At 66.2% G+C, this 15,124-nt stretch carries 12 protein-coding genes; 7 read left to right on the forward strand and 5 right to left on the reverse strand.

Features of this window, described 5'->3' with window-relative positions; all coding sequences use genetic code 11:
• Positions 1–65: 65 nt before the first annotated feature.
• The 5 genes from METUNV2_RS0117710 to METUNV2_RS0117730 all read left to right on the forward strand — a co-directional run bounded on the left by METUNV2_RS0117710 (position 66) and on the right by METUNV2_RS0117730 (position 5,665).
• Positions 66–1,721 (forward strand): MFS transporter, encoded by a 1,656-nt coding sequence (locus METUNV2_RS0117710; RefSeq protein WP_018230813.1) that lies wholly within the window; start codon positions 66–68, stop codon positions 1,719–1,721.
• A 5-nt stretch (positions 1,722–1,726) separates the two neighbouring features.
• A complete protein-coding gene (locus METUNV2_RS0117715) occupies positions 1,727–1,930 on the forward strand; it encodes a hypothetical protein (RefSeq protein ID WP_018230814.1) in 204 nt (67 codons plus the stop codon).
• Between the two features lie 290 nt (positions 1,931–2,220).
• A complete protein-coding gene (gene fabI, locus METUNV2_RS0117720) occupies positions 2,221–2,994 on the forward strand; it encodes an enoyl-ACP reductase FabI (protein ID WP_018230815.1) in 774 nt (257 codons plus the stop codon).
• A 28-nt stretch (positions 2,995–3,022) separates the two neighbouring features.
• Entirely contained in the window at positions 3,023–4,465 is a 1,443-nt protein-coding gene (locus METUNV2_RS0117725; protein ID WP_018230816.1) for a bifunctional enoyl-CoA hydratase/phosphate acetyltransferase, read from the forward strand.
• A gap of 15 nt (positions 4,466–4,480) precedes the next feature.
• Positions 4,481–5,665 (forward strand): acetate/propionate family kinase, encoded by a 1,185-nt coding sequence (locus METUNV2_RS0117730; RefSeq protein WP_018230817.1) that lies wholly within the window; start codon positions 4,481–4,483, stop codon positions 5,663–5,665.
• Positions 5,666–5,683: 18 nt separating this feature from the next.
• On the opposite strand, the gene METUNV2_RS0117735 is transcribed toward METUNV2_RS0117730, so the two are convergent.
• Positions 5,684–6,505 carry a formate/nitrite transporter family protein gene (locus tag METUNV2_RS0117735; protein ID WP_018230818.1) on the reverse strand — a complete coding sequence of 274 codons (822 nt, stop codon included), beginning with the start codon at positions 6,503–6,505 and terminating at the stop codon, positions 5,684–5,686.
• Between the two features lie 301 nt (positions 6,506–6,806).
• Here METUNV2_RS0117735 and METUNV2_RS0117740 point away from each other — a divergent pair, with 301 nt between their 5' ends.
• The gene (locus METUNV2_RS0117740) at positions 6,807–7,226 is read left to right on the forward strand and encodes a GlcG/HbpS family heme-binding protein (protein ID WP_018230819.1); all 420 of its coding nucleotides are present in this window, start codon (positions 6,807–6,809) and stop codon (positions 7,224–7,226) included.
• Positions 7,227–7,277: 51 nt separating this feature from the next.
• Here METUNV2_RS0117740 and METUNV2_RS0117745 read toward each other — a convergent pair whose 3' ends face one another.
• Positions 7,278–9,509 (reverse strand): AsmA family protein, encoded by a 2,232-nt coding sequence (locus METUNV2_RS0117745; RefSeq protein WP_018230820.1) that lies wholly within the window; start codon positions 9,507–9,509, stop codon positions 7,278–7,280.
• 226 nt (positions 9,510–9,735) lie between these two features.
• Between METUNV2_RS0117745 and mscL the strand changes: the two genes are divergently transcribed.
• Entirely contained in the window at positions 9,736–10,167 is a 432-nt protein-coding gene (mscL, locus tag METUNV2_RS0117750; protein ID WP_018230821.1) for a large conductance mechanosensitive channel protein MscL, read from the forward strand.
• 67 nt (positions 10,168–10,234) lie between these two features.
• Here mscL and METUNV2_RS0117755 read toward each other — a convergent pair whose 3' ends face one another.
• The 3 genes from METUNV2_RS0117755 to dnaE form a co-directional block, all read right to left on the reverse strand.
• Positions 10,235–10,963 carry a response regulator transcription factor gene (locus METUNV2_RS0117755; RefSeq protein WP_232415709.1) on the reverse strand — a complete coding sequence of 243 codons (729 nt, stop codon included), beginning with the start codon at positions 10,961–10,963 and terminating at the stop codon, positions 10,235–10,237.
• Between the two features lie 140 nt (positions 10,964–11,103).
• Positions 11,104–11,583 carry a WbuC family cupin fold metalloprotein gene (locus METUNV2_RS0117760; protein WP_018230823.1) on the reverse strand — a complete coding sequence of 160 codons (480 nt, stop codon included), beginning with the start codon at positions 11,581–11,583 and terminating at the stop codon, positions 11,104–11,106.
• A complete protein-coding gene (dnaE, locus tag METUNV2_RS0117765; protein WP_018230824.1) occupies positions 11,580–15,098 on the reverse strand; it encodes a DNA polymerase III subunit alpha in 3,519 nt (1,172 codons plus the stop codon). The genes METUNV2_RS0117760 and dnaE overlap by 4 nt, the downstream gene beginning before the upstream one ends.
• Positions 15,099–15,124: the final 26 nt, after the last annotated feature.

The following is a 15,124-nucleotide window of genomic DNA, read 5'->3' on the forward strand; positions in this document are numbered from 1 at the left end:
ATCAGAGGAGGTGGTGTCAAGTGACCACAGCAAACATTGCAGCGGGCCCGGCGAAAGCGCGCCCCATGACCGCGGAGGAGAAGAAGGTCATTTTCGCTTCTTCGCTCGGCACGGTCTTCGAGTGGTATGACTTTTACCTGTACGGTTCGCTGGCCGCGATCATCGCGAAGCAGTTCTTCTCCGGCCTCGATCCTTCGGCAGCCTTCATCTTCGCGCTGCTCGCGTTCGCCGCAGGCTTCATCGTCCGCCCGTTCGGTGCGCTGGTGTTCGGTCGCCTCGGCGACATGATCGGCCGCAAGTACACCTTCCTGGTCACCATCCTGATCATGGGCCTGTCGACCTTCATCGTCGGCGTGCTGCCCAACTACGCGTCGATCGGCGTGGCCGCTCCGGTCATCCTGATCGCGCTGCGCATGCTGCAGGGCCTGGCGCTCGGCGGCGAGTACGGCGGTGCCGCCACCTATGTGGCCGAACACGCACCGCACGGCAAGCGCGGCGCCTACACCGCGTGGATCCAGACCACCGCGACGCTGGGCCTGTTCCTGTCGCTGATGGTGATTCTGGGCACCCGCACAATCATCGGTGAAGAAGCGTTCGCCGACTGGGGCTGGCGTGTGCCGTTCATCGTGTCCATCCTGCTTCTGGCCATTTCGGTCTGGATCCGGATGACGATGAACGAATCGCCCGCCTTCAAGAAGATGAAGGAAGAGGGCAAGACCTCGAAGGCGCCGCTGACCGAATCGTTCGGCCAGTGGAAGAACCTGAAGATCGTCATCCTGGCGCTGGTCGGCCTGGTCGCCGGTCAGGCTGTGGTGTGGTACTCGGGTCAGTTCTACGCGCTGTTCTTCCTGAGCAACGTGCTCAAGGTCGATGGCCCGACCGCCAACATCCTGGTCGCGGTGTCGCTCATCATCGGCACGCCCTTCTTCGTGGTGTTCGGTTCGCTGTCTGACCGGATCGGTCGCAAGCCCATCATCCTGGCCGGCCTGCTGCTCGCCGTGATCACCTACTTCCCGCTGTTCGGCGCACTGACCGAAGCGGCCAACCCGAAGCTGGCTGCCGCACAGAAGTCCGCCAAGATCACGGTGACCGTCGATCCGAAGCAGTGCTCCTTCCAGGGCAGCCCGATCGCCCGCGACGTCGACTTCACCACCAGCTGCGACATCGCCAAGCGCGCACTGGCCCAGGCCTCCGCCTCCTACGAGACGGTGGAAGCTGCCGGCCAGAATGCCAAGGTGCAGATCGGCGAAACCGTGATCGACGTGCCGACCGCCACGCTGACCGCCGGCGGCCACAAGTTCGACGATGCTTCGAAGAAGGCCATCGACGACTTCAAGAAGGGTGTGAGCGAGGCGATGAAGGCAGCGGGCTATCCGGCCAAGGCTGACCCGATCAAGCCGCTGTCGGCCAACTGGTGGAAGATCGTTGCCATCCTGTCGGTGCTGGTGATCTACGTGACCATGGTTTATGGCCCGATCGCCGCGACGCTGGTGGAAATGTTCCCGACCCGCATCCGCTACACTTCGATGAGCTTGCCGTATCACATCGGCAATGGCTGGTTTGGTGGCCTGATGCCCACGATCGCGTTCGCGATGGTGGCGCAGAACGGCAACATCTACTACGGCCTCTGGTACCCGATCACGATCGCGGCAATCACCTTCGTGATCGGTCTGCTGTTCGTGAAGGAAACCAAGGACGTGGATATTTTTGCTGAGGACTGAGAATCATGTGGAAGATAGTGGTTGGCTTCATCGCGTTTGCTGCACTGGCCCTGTTCATCCTGTCGCAGGGGGGTGACATCGACATGTCGGGCGAAAAGCACGGCACCGAGACGCACTCCGAACCGGCACCGGCAGCCGCTCCGGCTGCACCGTCTGAACCGGCTGCCCCCGCGGCACCGGCCGACAAGCCGGCGGACGCCAAGCAGTAAGCCGATGGTGAGCCGGCCGCTGCTTCCGCAGCGATCACTCGCCACGCGATGAGTCCGGCCGGCCCACAAGGCCGGCCCGGACAAAGAAAAAGCCCCGCACATGCGGGGCTTTTTCTTTGTTTCGGACAGACACGCGGGGCGGCCCGCGCCCTCACCAGACGTCGGGACAGATTTCGACAAAACTTGATGCAGCTCAGGCGCCGACTGGTGTGCATTGCAACAGCGGTTTGTTAATCTCGGCCGCCTAGAATCATTCTTCCTCTGACGACAACTGCCCGAACCCCGCTGCCATGTCCGATTCCACGCTCCCCCTTGCCGGCAAGAAAGGCCTCATCGTCGGCGTTGCCAATGACCACAGCATCGCCTGGGGCTGCGCCCGTGCCGCCCGCGACCAGGGCGCCGATCTGGTGCTGTCCTGCCTCAACGAAAAGGCGGTGCGCTACGTCGCACCGCTGGCCGACCAGATCGATGCACCGCTGCACACCTGTGACGTCGAAAAGGCAGGCGAGCTCGAAGCGCTGGTCGCCCGCGCCGCCGAACACCTCGGCCGCATCGACTTCGTCGTCCATTCGATCGCCTGGGCGCCGCTGGAAGACCTGCACGGCCAGGTGATCGACAGCTCCAGCACCGGCTTCGCCCGCGCGATGGAAGTGTCCTGCCACAGCTTTGCCACGCTGGCCAAGCTGTGCGCGCCGCACATGAGTACCGGCGGCAGTCTGGTCACCATGTCCTACCTCGGCGCGGACGAAGCGGTTCCTCACTACGGCCTGATGGGCCCGGTCAAGGCGGCGCTGGAATCGCTGGTGCGCTACATGGCGATGGAACTGGGCCCGCGCGGCATCCGCGTGCATGCGGTGTCGCCCGGCCCGATCCTGACCCGCGCCGCATCCGGCATCGCCGCCTTCGACGAACTGATGGACAGCGCGATCCGCAAGGCGCCGCTGGGTCGTCTGGTGACGCTGGAAGAGATCGCGCAGCTGAGCACCTTCCTGTGTTCGGACGCCTCGTCCGGCATGACCGGCCAGACCATCTACGTCGATGGCGGCTGCCACGCCGTCGCCTGAGCCCAACCTTCGCCTGCCCGGAACCCGCATGGACACCGCACAGCACGACACCCCCACCACCGAGTGGATAGAGAACATCACCTTCGATGAGCTGCAGATCGGCCAGAGCGCCCGTCTGCTGCGCACGCTGACCCTGGCCGACATCCAGGCCTTCGCCGCGGTGTCCGGCGACACCAATCCGGCTCATCTCAATCCGGAGTACGCGGAAGACACGCTGTTCCACGGCGTGATCGCGCACGGCATGTGGGGCGGCGCACTGATCTCCGCGCTGCTCGGCACCCAGTTCCCGGGGCCGGGCACCATCTACCTCGACCAGGCCCTGCATTTCACCAAGCCGGTGCGCATCGGCGACACGCTGGCGGTCACGGCCACCGTCATCAGCAAGGACGAGGAGAAGAAACGGGTCGAACTGGACTGCCAGGTGGTGAACCAGAAGGGCGACCGAGTGCTGCACGGCACCGCCCGCGTGCTGGCGCCGACCCAGAAGCTGCGGCTGGAACACATCCGCGCGCCGGAGATCCGTCTGTTCGACCCGGAGGCGCGCTTCCGCGAACTGCTGGCGCTGGGCGACGGCATTCCGCCGGTGCGCTGCGCAGTGGTGCATCCGTGCGATGTGGAATCGCTCAGCGGCGCGATGGATTCCGCCCGCTACGGCCTCATCGTGCCGGTGCTGGTCGGCCCCGAAGTCCGCATCCGCCATCTCGCGGAGGAAGCCGGCATCGACCTGAGCCACGCCGAAATCGTCGGCGTGGAACACAGCCACGCCGCTGCCGAAAAAGCAGCTGACATGGCAGCCGCTGGCGAGGTGCAGATGCTCATGAAGGGCAGCCTGCACACCGACGAAATGATCCACGCGGTGCTGGCCCGGCCGGCGCTGCGCACCGGTCGCCGCATGTCGCACGTGTTCCGCTTCGACGTGCCGCTGTACGGCAAGCCGCTGCTCATCACCGACGCCGCGCTGAACATCCGGCCGTCGCTGCAGGACAAGGTGGACATCGTGCAGAACGCGATCGACTTCGCGCGCGTGCTCGGCGTCAGGCAGCCCAAGGTGGCGGTGCTGTCGGCGGTGGAAACGGTGAATCCGAACATCCCGTCCACGCTGGACGCCGCCGCGCTGTGCAAGATGGCGGACCGCGGCCAGATTACCGGCGGCGTGCTGGACGGCCCGCTGGCGTTCGACAACGCGATCTCCGCGCGTGCCGCCCAGGTGAAGCACATCAACTCCCCGGTGGCCGGCGACGCCGACATCCTGGCGGTGCCGGATCTCGAAAGCGGCAACATGCTGGCCAAGCAGCTGGAATACCTCGGCGGTGCGACCGGCTCCGGCCTGGTACTGGGCGCCCGCGTGCCGATCGCGCTGACCAGCCGCGCCGACGGCCCGATGACCCGCGTCGCGTCGGCGCTGCTCGGCCTGCTGGCCGCGCACAACGCGCGCCGCGACCGGCCGCGCGAGTCGTGGGCGCAGCGCTGAAGCGGGGCCGATGACATGGCCATCCTGTCGGTCAACGCCGGTTCGTCCACGCTGAAGTTTTCCATCCATCCGCTGCAGGACGGTACGGTGCAGCCGGCGGTCATGACCGGCAACATCCAGGGCCTGGAACCGGGCGGCACGCCGGACATGCGCTGGACGCTGGACGGCCGCGCGCAGCAGCGCACACTGATGGCCGGCAGCGACGCCTTCGCCGCCGCGCTCGACGGCCTGCGCAGCCTGCTGGCGGCGGAAGTCGCGGTGCCGGACATCGAGGCAGTGGCGCACCGCGTGGTGCATGGCGGCCGCAGCTTCCGCAGCAGCGTGGTGGTCGATGACGCAGTACTGGCGCAGCTGGAGCGACTCAATTCGCTGGCGCCACTGCACCAGCCGCACAACATCGACGGCATACGCGCCTTCCGCGCCGCCTTTCCCGGCCTGCCGCAGATCGCCTGCTTCGATACCGCCTTCCACGCCGACCTGCCTGAAGTGGCCAGCCGCTTCGCGCTGCCGCGTGCGATGCACGACGAAGGCGTGCGCCGCTACGGTTTCCACGGCCTGTCCTACCAGTACATCATGGGCACGCTGCTCGAACGCTCGCCGCGCGCCCGCAACCGGGTGCTGATGGCCCACCTCGGCAACGGCGCCAGCCTGTGCGCGGCGCATGAGGGCCGGAGCCAGGCCACCACCATGGGCTTCTCCGCGCTCGACGGGCTGATGATGGGCACCCGCAGCGGCACGCTGGACGCCGGCGTGCTGCTCTACCTGATGGAGCGCGGCTGGGACCACGACCGCCTGCAGACGCTGCTGTACAAGCAGAGCGGCCTGCTCGGCGTGTCCGGCCTGTCGGCCGACATGCGCCGGCTGCGCGCCGACGGCAGCGCAGCCGCACGCGAGGCGATCGACCTGTTCACCTACCGCGTGGTGCGCGAAGCCGGCGCGATGGCGGCCTGCCTCGGCGGCGTCGACCTGATCGCCTTCAGTGGCGGCATCGGCGAGCACGACGCCGCGCTGCGCGCAGACGTGTGCGCAGCACTTGGCTGGATGGGCGTGCAGCTGGACGAAGCACGCAACGCACAGGCGGTCGGCAACGACATCGCCCGCATCGACGCCGGAGGCAGCGCAGTCGAACTGTGGGTCATCCCGACCGACGAAGGCCGGGTGGCCGCCCAGTCGGCGGCCGCCCTGCTGGCCACCGGCTGAGCGCGCCCGGCAGCGCCATCAGGAACGCTGGCGGAAGGTGAGGTAGTACACGCCGGCCACCAGGATGCTGCCGCCGACGATATTGCCCAGCGTGGCGGCCAGCAGGTTGGTGAACAGTCCTGCCATGGTCAGCCCCGACAGATCCACGCCAGCCGGCGCCACGCCGCTGGCGTGCAGCAGCATGCCCATCGGGATGAAATACATGTTGGCGATGCAGTGCTCGAAGCCGGCGGCGACGAAGGCGGACACCGGAAACACGATGGCCAGCACCTTGTCGGTCACGCTGCGACCGGCAGTGGCCAGCCACACCGCGAGACAGACCAGCGCGTTGCACAGGATGCCCTTCACGAACACCACTTCGAACGGGCTGGCGGTCTTGCCGGCCGCCACCTTCACATAGGCCTGTGCGACCGCGCCGCCGTTCATGTCGGTGTGGTGGGACAGGAACACCAGCAGCACCATGCCGAGCGCACCGATGGCGTTGGTGACATAGACGATGGCCCAGTTGCGCGCGAGCTTGCCGAATCCGATGCGGCCTTCCGCCCAGGCCATCACCAGAAAATTGTTGCCGGTAAACAGTTCGGCGCCGGCCACCGCCACCAGTATCAGGCCGAGCGAGAAAGCCAGCCCGCCCAGCACCCGGGTGAGCGCGAAGCCGAGCGAGGCGTCGCTGGCGACCAGCGTGAAATAGAGCGCACCGAAACTGATGAAGGCGCCAGCCAGTATGCCCAGCATGCCCATCGTGCGCAGCGGCAGATTGGCCTTCACGATGCCGATGTTTTCGACCTTCTCCGCGATCTCCTTGGGCGTGTAGAGATCGATACCGAGATTGCTGGCCATGCCTGGACTCCTCCGCTCTGTGCGTTGTTCTGTGTGACGCTCCCGTCTCGCGCGGGCAGCCGACAGTGTAGGATGTGAGCCGTGCTGCCGGTAGTGCCGGCAGCCGCGGACAGCCCGACTGTTCCGCGAGCGGATCACCCACCCCCGAAGCCGCATTGACGCACAGGCAGGCGGACATCCCCCGCCCTCCTGCGCACCGCCGGACCACCCGTCACGGCCACGCGTCGCCGAGGAATCGCCTTACCGTGCGCGCACGCGCCGGGATTCCTCGTCAGCCCAAGAACCCTGACGGAGACAACGCATGAAAACCCGCCTCACCCTCACACTCGACGACGCGAAGCAGATCGCTGCTGCCGCGGAAGCCGAGGCCCTGAAACGCAACTGGCCGGTCACCATCGCCATCGTCGATGACGGCGGCAACCTGATCTGGCTGCAGCGCCTGGACGGCGCACCGCCGATGAGCACGCAGATCGCGCCGGAAAAGGCCCGTACCTGCGCACTGGCGCGCAAGCCCAGCAAGGCGGTCGAGGACGTGGTGAACAGCGGCCGTCTGGCCGCACTGCGCATGCCGGTACTGCCGCTGGAAGGCGGCGAAATGATCATCGTGCAGGGCGAATGCGTGGGCGGCGTCGGCGTGTCCGGCGTGAAGTCCAGCGAAGACGCCATCGTGGCCCGTGCCGGCATCGCCGCCATCGGTGCCAGCTGGGAAATGCCGCTGTAAGCAGGACGGTTCGCGGCCCTGATCCGCGCAAACCTGCGCGGACAGCCCGGATCAGCGGCCCAGCAAGCCCTTGAGCTTGTCGCCGACCTGCTGCTGCACCTTGTCCTTGGCCTTGTCCTGCAGCTTCTGGGTCTGTGCCTCGATCTGGCCGCGCGCGGCGTCCTTCAGCAGGTCGCCGAACTCTATTCGGTAATCGAGGCTGGCGAAGGGTCCGTACAGACGCACCGGCACGGTGAGGCCCTTCAGGTCGGCCGCGGCCTTGCCGTCCTGGCCCTTGCTGGTGGCCGCCAGCGTCACCTTGGCCAGATAGTCCAGACTGGACTGCGGAATATCCACGCTGCCCGCCCCTGCCAGCCGCAGAAAGGGCGAGCTGGCCGACAGGTCGTCGTTGCGGGCAATGCCCTTCTGGATGCGGAAGCTGGCGCTCATTTCGGAAAAGTCGGTCTTTTCGGTGGCGCTGGCCTTCTGCACTGCCGCCTCGCCGCCGCCGAACTTCGCCTTCGCCTCGCGCACGCTTTTCGCCAGATTGATGCCGCGCAGCGCACCGTCGCGCAGCTTCAGCGACGCGCTGCCGTCCAGCGCCTTCTTCAGCGCACCCACGGTGCCGCCAGCGGTGCTCACATCAATGGCCACATTGCCGCGGCCTTCCAGCACATCCTTGCCGGCGGCGTCCTTGATCAGCGGATGAATGTCGATGTCTGACAGCGTCTGCTTCAGCGCAATGCGGTTGCCGTCGGCATTCAGATTCAGCGCGCCGCTGGCGCTGCCCTTGTACAGCGCGGCGGAGAACGGTGCGACCTCGACCTTGCCGCCCGCCGCCTTCACTTCCAGCTTCACATTGCTCATCCGGATGCCGGACAGCTGCAGTTCGCCCACCTTCACGCTGCCGCGTGCGTCCAGACCTTTCAGGGCCGACAGGTCCACCGGCGTGTCGTCCGGATTGCCGGCTGGCTTGCCTGCGTCGGCCGATTTCGGCAGATAGCGGTCGGCGTTCAGGCGGTCGATGTCCACATCGAAGGTGAGCGCCGGCGGATCGAAGCGGGTCGCGCCGAGCTTGAGCCGTATCGTGCTGTCATCCAGCCGGGTATCGAGATCGAGGGCGGCGCTCTGCTTGCCCAGATCGCCCTTCAGGCTGCCTTTCACCGGCAGCTTTACGGTCTTCATCGGCAGCGACGGATGGCTGGCTTCCAGATTGCCGGTGAGTGCCGGCAATTCGAACGACGGCCCGTCCAGCCGCAACGCCAGCGGCGTCTGCAGCGAGGCCTTGACCGTCGCGTCGGCCACGCGACCGTTCAGATCCAGACTGACACCGGCGGCCTTCACCGCGTCGGCCGACCCTTCCAGCCCGGTGATCCTGAGCGCGACGTCGGCGCTGCGCGCCTTGGCATCCAGCTTTGCATTCACCGTGAGCAGTTCGCCGCTCAGTGCGCCACCGTCCAGCAGCAGAGCCGGCGCATCCAGTTTCAGCCCCAGGGTGTCGCCAGCGCGATTGCCACTGGCATCGAGCACCACCTTCTTCACCTCGATCCGGCCGCCATCGATGACACCGATGTGCGACGCAGCCAGCGCAGCTTTCAGTGATTTCAGTTCCAGCGCATCGCCGTCGACCTTCAGGCTGACGTCGTCCAGCGCGTAGCGCCGGGCCGGCAGATCGTAGTCGTAGGCGGCGGCCAGCGTGAAACGGCTGTCTACCACCGGGGCGGAGGACTGCAGGCGGGCGGACAGCGCAACGCGGCCGCGCGCCGCATTGGCCAGCTTGCCCAGCGTCAGTTCGATGTCATCGAGCGCGTGGGTGGCACCGGACTGTTCGTCGCGGAACGCCAACGACGACGTGGCCAGTTTCAGCCCGGCCACGTCGAACTTGATCGGCGAACTTTCGTCGCTGTCGTCCGACAGCAGGTCACTGAAGTTGAAGCGACCATCCTTCAGGCGGACCACGGCAAGATGCGCGCCCTCGATGCGGATTTCGTCCACCACCAGCGCGCCGGACAGCAGCGGCATTACCGCCACCGACACCCGCGCCGAATCGACCTGGGCGAAGCGGTCGGCGGACTTGTATTCGGACAGTGTGGTGCGGCCGAGCTTCAGGCCGAGGTTGGGATAGAAGGACAGGTCGACATCACCCTCGATGTCCAGCGTGCGCTGCTTCTGTTCCTGCACGACACGCTTGAGTTCGCCCTTCATCTTGGCCGCGTCGAAAGTGATCGCGACATAGAGCACCGCCGCCGCCAGCAGCGCGGCCAGACCGCCCAGTGCGAACGCGGCGAATTTCAGTACTTTCATGCCTTCTCCATGCGAATCGGACAGGCTGCCGGGCCGGTTCGTGACCTGGCGACAACCTGCCCCGGTGGGGCACTCGGTGAGTACGGGTGGTCCGCGAGCGTATCAGAGAAGGCGTCTCACGGCCCGGTCGCGGCGCACGCATCCGGCTGTGCTATCTTCGCGCTCGCTGCGCCGCATTAGCTTGTCGAGCCCGGCGCCAGAGTCCCACAGCCAAAAGGAGAACCGCATGAGCTTCGTGTCCGAATTCAAGGCCTTCGCCATGAAGGGCAATGTGATCGACCTGGCGGTCGGCGTCATCATCGGCGCCGCCTTCGGCAAGATCGTCGATTCTGTGGTGGCCGACCTCATCATGCCGGTGGTCGGCGCACTGTTCGGTGGCCTGGACTTCAGCCAGTTCTATCTGGTGCTGAAGGACATTCCGCCGGGCGTGCCGAACACGCTGGCCGACCTGAAGAAGGCGGGCATTCCGGTGTTCGCCTGGGGCAGCTTCCTGACCGTCACGCTGAACTTCGTCATTCTCGCCTTCATCATTTTCATGATGGTGAAGCAGATCAACCGGCTGAAGCGCGAAGAGCCGGCGGCGGAACCGGCGGCCCCGGCCGAGCCGGCGGAAGACATCGTGCTGCTGCGCCAGATCCGCGACGCGCTGAACAAGTAAGCGCCTGCAACGGACAACAAAAAAGGAGCCTGAAGGGCTCCTTTTTTTGTTTGCGAGGCCGGTTCGCTCAGGCCGCCGGCTGCTCTTCCGCCCGCTTGCCGTCGTCGGCCACACGCTCCAGCCGGTAACCGTAGTTGTAGGTGGAGGCCAGCCGGTAGCCATTCTCCGGGCGCAGCGCCAGCTTGGAACGCACCCGCGACATGTGGGTATCGACCGTGCGGGTCGGCACATCGCCCTTGCGGCCCCACAGCGATTCCAGCAGATGTCCGCGCGACACCAGGCGGCCGACGTTGCGGAACAGGAACACGGCCAGTTCGAACTCACGCTCGGTGAGATCGATCGCCTCACCATTCAGACGGGCGGTGTGCGAATTCAGATCGAACTGATAGGGCGACGCGTCAATCAGCGGCTGATCCGTCGGCGGACGGCTGCGCCGCAGCACGGCCTCGATCCGGGTGAGCAGTTCCATCCGTCGGGCCGGCTTGACGATGTAGTCGTCGGCACCGGCAGCCAGCGCGGTCACGATGTCGTTCTCGTCCTGACGGGCGGTGACGAAGATGACCGGCGTGTTCAGCGCGCGTTCGGTGCGCAGCCAGCGCAGCACGTCCGACCCCGGCAGATCGGGCAGTTCCCAGTCGATCAGCAGCAGGTCATAACTTTCGCGCACCGCCTCGCGCATCAGATCGCGCGAACGGAGGAAGGTATGCACGTCATGGCCGGCTGCACGCAGCCAGGTGCCTAGGATTTCGACCTGTACCGGGTCGTCTTCGAGCAATGCTATTCGGGCGGTCTGCACGGCGGGTCTGTGTCCGTAGGAAGTAACCGGTTCAGACAGCGTTCACGGCAGGCGGAACGCGAACTGAAGGGCGACTGTGTAATTTCGTGACGTCCGTCGCTGTTGTCCAGTATGCCCCAGCCGGCACGCCCATGCATCGGTCAGCGCGCGAACAGCCCGGTCATCCAGGCCAGCCAGCGCTGCGCCTCCTCACCGTCGACCGGCGCCCACGGCGCGAGTTCGGCGGCGGTGAGCGGCCGGTAGGGACCGGCCTTGGCTTCGAACATGACCGAACCGGGCTCCAGCGCGACCAGGCTGTGAAACTGCCCGTGGCCGATGTCGATGCCGAAACAGTCACTGTCCGGCGCCATGACCCGTGTGTGCTGCACCGTGCCGTCGTCGGCGAACAGGATGCAGCCCAGCCGGCCGCGCACGCACAGGATGGTTTCGTCCTTCAGCGGGTCCAGATGCCGGTGCGGCCGCACATAGCTGCCGGGCTCGATCGCATTCAGCAGCCGGTGAGCCGGGTGATCGTCCGCCGGGTGGAAGTTGTGGTTCATGCGCAGGCGCGGGCTGTCCTGCGCCCGAGCGGCCACCGCGTCGATCAGCGCACTGTCCAGCCAGCGGGTCGCCGCACTCATGAGTAGGTCACCGACACCGCTTCGGCCGGCAGCCAGTCGCGCAGGCCGTCGAACAGCGCGTCGTCCAGACGCACCCGCCAGCCGTCGCCGAAATCGAGCGGGCCGACCGCGTCGGCGCTGCGGTAGTGCAGGCGCACTGCGCAGCCACCGTCGACGCGGAAAGGTTCGAGCAGGCTCTTGAGACGGGCGCAGGCGGCGTGGGCACCGAGCTGGGCCACCTCGCCATTGAGCTTCAGCTCCAGCCGGCGCGCGAAACGGGCGCGCGCCTCGCCGGCGCTGAGCAGGCTGTCGGCCACCACGCGCATCGAATTGGAATATTCGTCGAACTGCGCCCGGCCCTCGACCACCAGCACCTCGTCCTCACGTAGCTTGCTGCGCGAGGATTCGTACAGTTCGTTGAACACCGACACTTCGATCTGCGCCGTACCGTCGTCGAGCGCGACGAAAGCCATCTTGCCGCGGCGCGTCATCTGCACCCGCGAGCTGACCACCAGACCGGCGACCACCGTGGGATCGCGCGACGACTCGAGCTGGGCCAGCTTGCGCCGCGCGAAGCGCGAGAACTCCTGCGCATAGCTGTTGTACGGGTGGCCGGACAGATAGAAGCCGAGCGCCTGCTTTTCATTGGCCAGTTTCTCGCGCTCGCCCCACGGCTTGCAGGCGACATATTCGGGCGCGCGCGCGCCGGTGCCGCTGGGCGCGTCGTCAAACAGGCCGCCCTGATGCGCGTTGGCAGCCGCCTGTTCGGCCGCTTCCATCGCCAGCGCGACGCTGCTCATCAGCGTGTTGCGATCGTGCGGCGTGCCGGCGATCGTCGCGTCGAAGGCGCCGGCGCGGATCAGCGCTTCGATGGTGCGGCGGTTCACCATGCGGCGATCCACCCGCAGGCAGAAATCGAAAATGTCCTTGAACGGCCCGCCGGACTTGCGCGCTTCGAGGATGCAGTTCACCGCCTGTTCGCCGGTGCCCTTCACGGCGCCCAGACCGTAGCGGATTTCGCTGCGCGACACCGGCACGAAGCGGTATTCGGACTGGTTCACGTCCGGCGGCAGCACGGTGAGCCGGTTCTTCTTCGCATCGAGGTAGAAGATGTTCACCGTGTCGGTGTTGTCCATGTCGGACGACAGCGACGCAGCCATGAAGGCGGCGCAGTGGTGGGCCTTCAGCCAAGCGGTGTGATAGGTGACGACCGCATAGGCGGCGGTGTGCGACTTGTTGAAGCCGTACTCCGCGAACTTGGTCATCAGGTCGAACAGCTGTTCGGCAAGCTGCGGGTCGTAGCCCTTCTCCTTCGCACCGGCGGCGATGGTTTCGCGGTGCTTGGCCATTTCCTCGGGCTTCTTCTTGCCCATGGCCCGACGCAGCATGTCCGCACCACCGAGCGTGTAGCCGCCGATGATCTGCGAAATCTGCATCACCTGTTCCTGGTACACGATGACGCCGTAGGTCGGCGACAGGCAGGCTTCCAGGTCGGGGTGGAAATAGTCGATCGCCTGCTGGCCCTTCTTGCGCAGGATGAAGTCATCCACCATGCCCGAGCCCAGCGGGCCCGGCCGGTAGAGCGCCAGCACAGCGATGATGTCTTCGAAGCGGTCGGGTGCCAGCTTGCCGAGCAGCTTCTTCATGCCCTCGGATTCAAGCTGGAAGATGGCCGTGGTATTGGCGTCCTTCAGCACCTGGTAGGCCTGAGGATCGGTGAACGGCAGGCTCAGCAGGTCGGGGCGGTTGCCGGTCATGCGTTCGATGTAGTCGACCGCCAGCTCGATAATGGTCAGGTTGCGCAGACCGAGAAAGTCGAACTTCACCAGGCCGATGGCTTCGACGTCGTCCTTGTCGAACTGGCTCACCGGAGAGGCGTCGTCGCCGTCCTGCTGGTAGAGCGGGCAGAAGTCGGTGAGCTTGCCCGGCGCGATCAGCACGCCGCCGGCGTGCATGCCGACGCCGCGGGTGAGGCCTTCGAGCGGCTCGCACAGGCGCAGCAGTTCGGCCACTTCCTCTTCCGCCTGTTCGCGCTCGGCCAGCTGCGGCGCCTGTTCGCGCGCTTCGGCCAGCGACAGCGGCTTGTTCTGCACCACCGGAATGAGCTTGGACAGCTGATCGCAGAAGTTGTAACCCATGTCCAGCACACGGCCGACGTCGCGGATGACCGCGCGCGAGGCCATGGTGCCGTAGGTGGCGATCTGGCTCACCGCGTCGGCGCCGTACTTCTGGCGCACGTACTCGATCACCTTCCAGCGGTTGTCCTGGCAGAAGTCCACGTCGAAGTCGGGCATGGACACCCGCTCCGGGTTCAGGAAACGCTCGAACAGCAGCGCGTAGGCGAGCGGGTCGAGGTCAGTGATGCCGAGCGAATACGCCACCAGCGAACCGGCGCCGGAGCCCCGGCCGGGGCCGACCGGCACGCCGTTGTTCTTGGCCCAGTTGATGAAGTCGGCCACGATCAGGAAGTAGCCGGGAAAACCCATCTGGATGATGGTGTCGCACTCGAACTTCAGCCGCGCCTCGTATTCCGGCCGCCTTTCCTCGCGCTGCGCCGGGTCCGGATAGAGCTGGGCGAGGCGCGTTTCCAGACCGTTCTTCGCCTCGGCGATCATGAAATCGTCGATGGTCATGCCCGGCGGCGTCGGGAACTGCGGCAGGTAGTTCTTGCCCAGCGTGAGCGTGAGATTGCAGCGACGTGCAATCTCGACCGTATTGGCCAGCGCCTCCGGAATGTCGGCGAACAGTTCGGCCATTTCGGCCGAGGTCTTGAAGTACTGCTGTTCGGTGAATTCGCGCGGGCGGCGCTTGTCGGTCAGCACATAGCCCTGGGCGATGCACACCCGCACCTCGTGCGCCTTGAAGTCTTCCTGAGCCATGAACTGCACCGGATGCGTCGCCACCACCGGAACGTCCAGCTCGGACGCCAGCGCACAGGCGTCGGCAATGTAGGCCTCGGTATTCGGATGACCGGCGCGCTGCAGTTCGATGCAGTACTCGCCGTTGAACAGGCGCAGCCATTCGGCGGCGGCCTTGCGGGCCGAGTCCATATTGCCGGCCAGCAGCGCCACGCCGACATCGCCCTGCATGCCGCCGGACAGCGCGATCAGCCCGGCCGTGCCCTCCGCATCCTGTTCGAACCACTCGCGACGCAGTTCGGCGCGGCCGCGGTACTTGTTCTCCAGATAGGCACGGGTGAGCAGCCGGCAGATCGTGCCGTAGCCCTCGCGGTTGCGCGCCAGCAGCAGCAGCCGGTGCGGCTTGTCGCGTTCGGCGTCGTTGGTGACGTAGACATCGACCGCGCAGATCGGCTTCACGCCCTTGCCGCGTGCGGTCTTGTACAGCTTGACCAGTGCGAACACATTGGCGAGATCGGCCACCGCCAGCGCCGGCATGCCGTCCTTCGCCGCGGTCTTGACCGCGGCGTCGACCGTGACGATGCCGTCCACCACCGAATATTCGCTGTGGACGCGGAGATGAACGAAGGGAGGCGTGGCCGGTGCGGCCTGGACGGTGTCGGTGCTTTCGGAGCTCATCCGCCGGATTTTACGTCGGGCACGCA

The sequence above is a fragment of the Methyloversatilis universalis EHg5 genome, from assembly GCF_000378945.1.
GTDB lineage: Bacteria > Pseudomonadota > Gammaproteobacteria > Burkholderiales > Rhodocyclaceae > Methyloversatilis > Methyloversatilis universalis_A.

Coding starts and splice junctions, on each gene's coding strand:
- METUNV2_RS0117710 (WP_018230813.1), top strand. CDS start 66: ATGACCGCGGAGGAGAAGAAGGTCATTTTCGCTTCTTCGCTCGGCACG.
- METUNV2_RS0117715 (WP_018230814.1), top strand. CDS start 1,727: ATGTGGAAGATAGTGGTTGGCTTCATCGCGTTTGCTGCACTGGCCCTG.
- fabI (WP_018230815.1), top strand. CDS start 2,221: ATGTCCGATTCCACGCTCCCCCTTGCCGGCAAGAAAGGCCTCATCGTC.
- METUNV2_RS0117725 (WP_018230816.1), top strand. CDS start 3,023: ATGGACACCGCACAGCACGACACCCCCACCACCGAGTGGATAGAGAAC.
- METUNV2_RS0117730 (WP_018230817.1), top strand. CDS start 4,481: ATGGCCATCCTGTCGGTCAACGCCGGTTCGTCCACGCTGAAGTTTTCC.
- METUNV2_RS0117735 (WP_018230818.1), bottom strand. CDS start 6,505: ATGGCCAGCAATCTCGGTATCGATCTCTACACGCCCAAGGAGATCGCG.
- METUNV2_RS0117740 (WP_018230819.1), top strand. CDS start 6,807: ATGAAAACCCGCCTCACCCTCACACTCGACGACGCGAAGCAGATCGCT.
- METUNV2_RS0117745 (WP_018230820.1), bottom strand. CDS start 9,509: ATGAAAGTACTGAAATTCGCCGCGTTCGCACTGGGCGGTCTGGCCGCG.
- mscL (WP_018230821.1), top strand. CDS start 9,736: ATGAGCTTCGTGTCCGAATTCAAGGCCTTCGCCATGAAGGGCAATGTG.
- METUNV2_RS0117760 (WP_018230823.1), bottom strand. CDS start 11,583: ATGAGTGCGGCGACCCGCTGGCTGGACAGTGCGCTGATCGACGCGGTG.
- dnaE (WP_018230824.1), bottom strand. CDS start 15,098: ATGAGCTCCGAAAGCACCGACACCGTCCAGGCCGCACCGGCCACGCCT.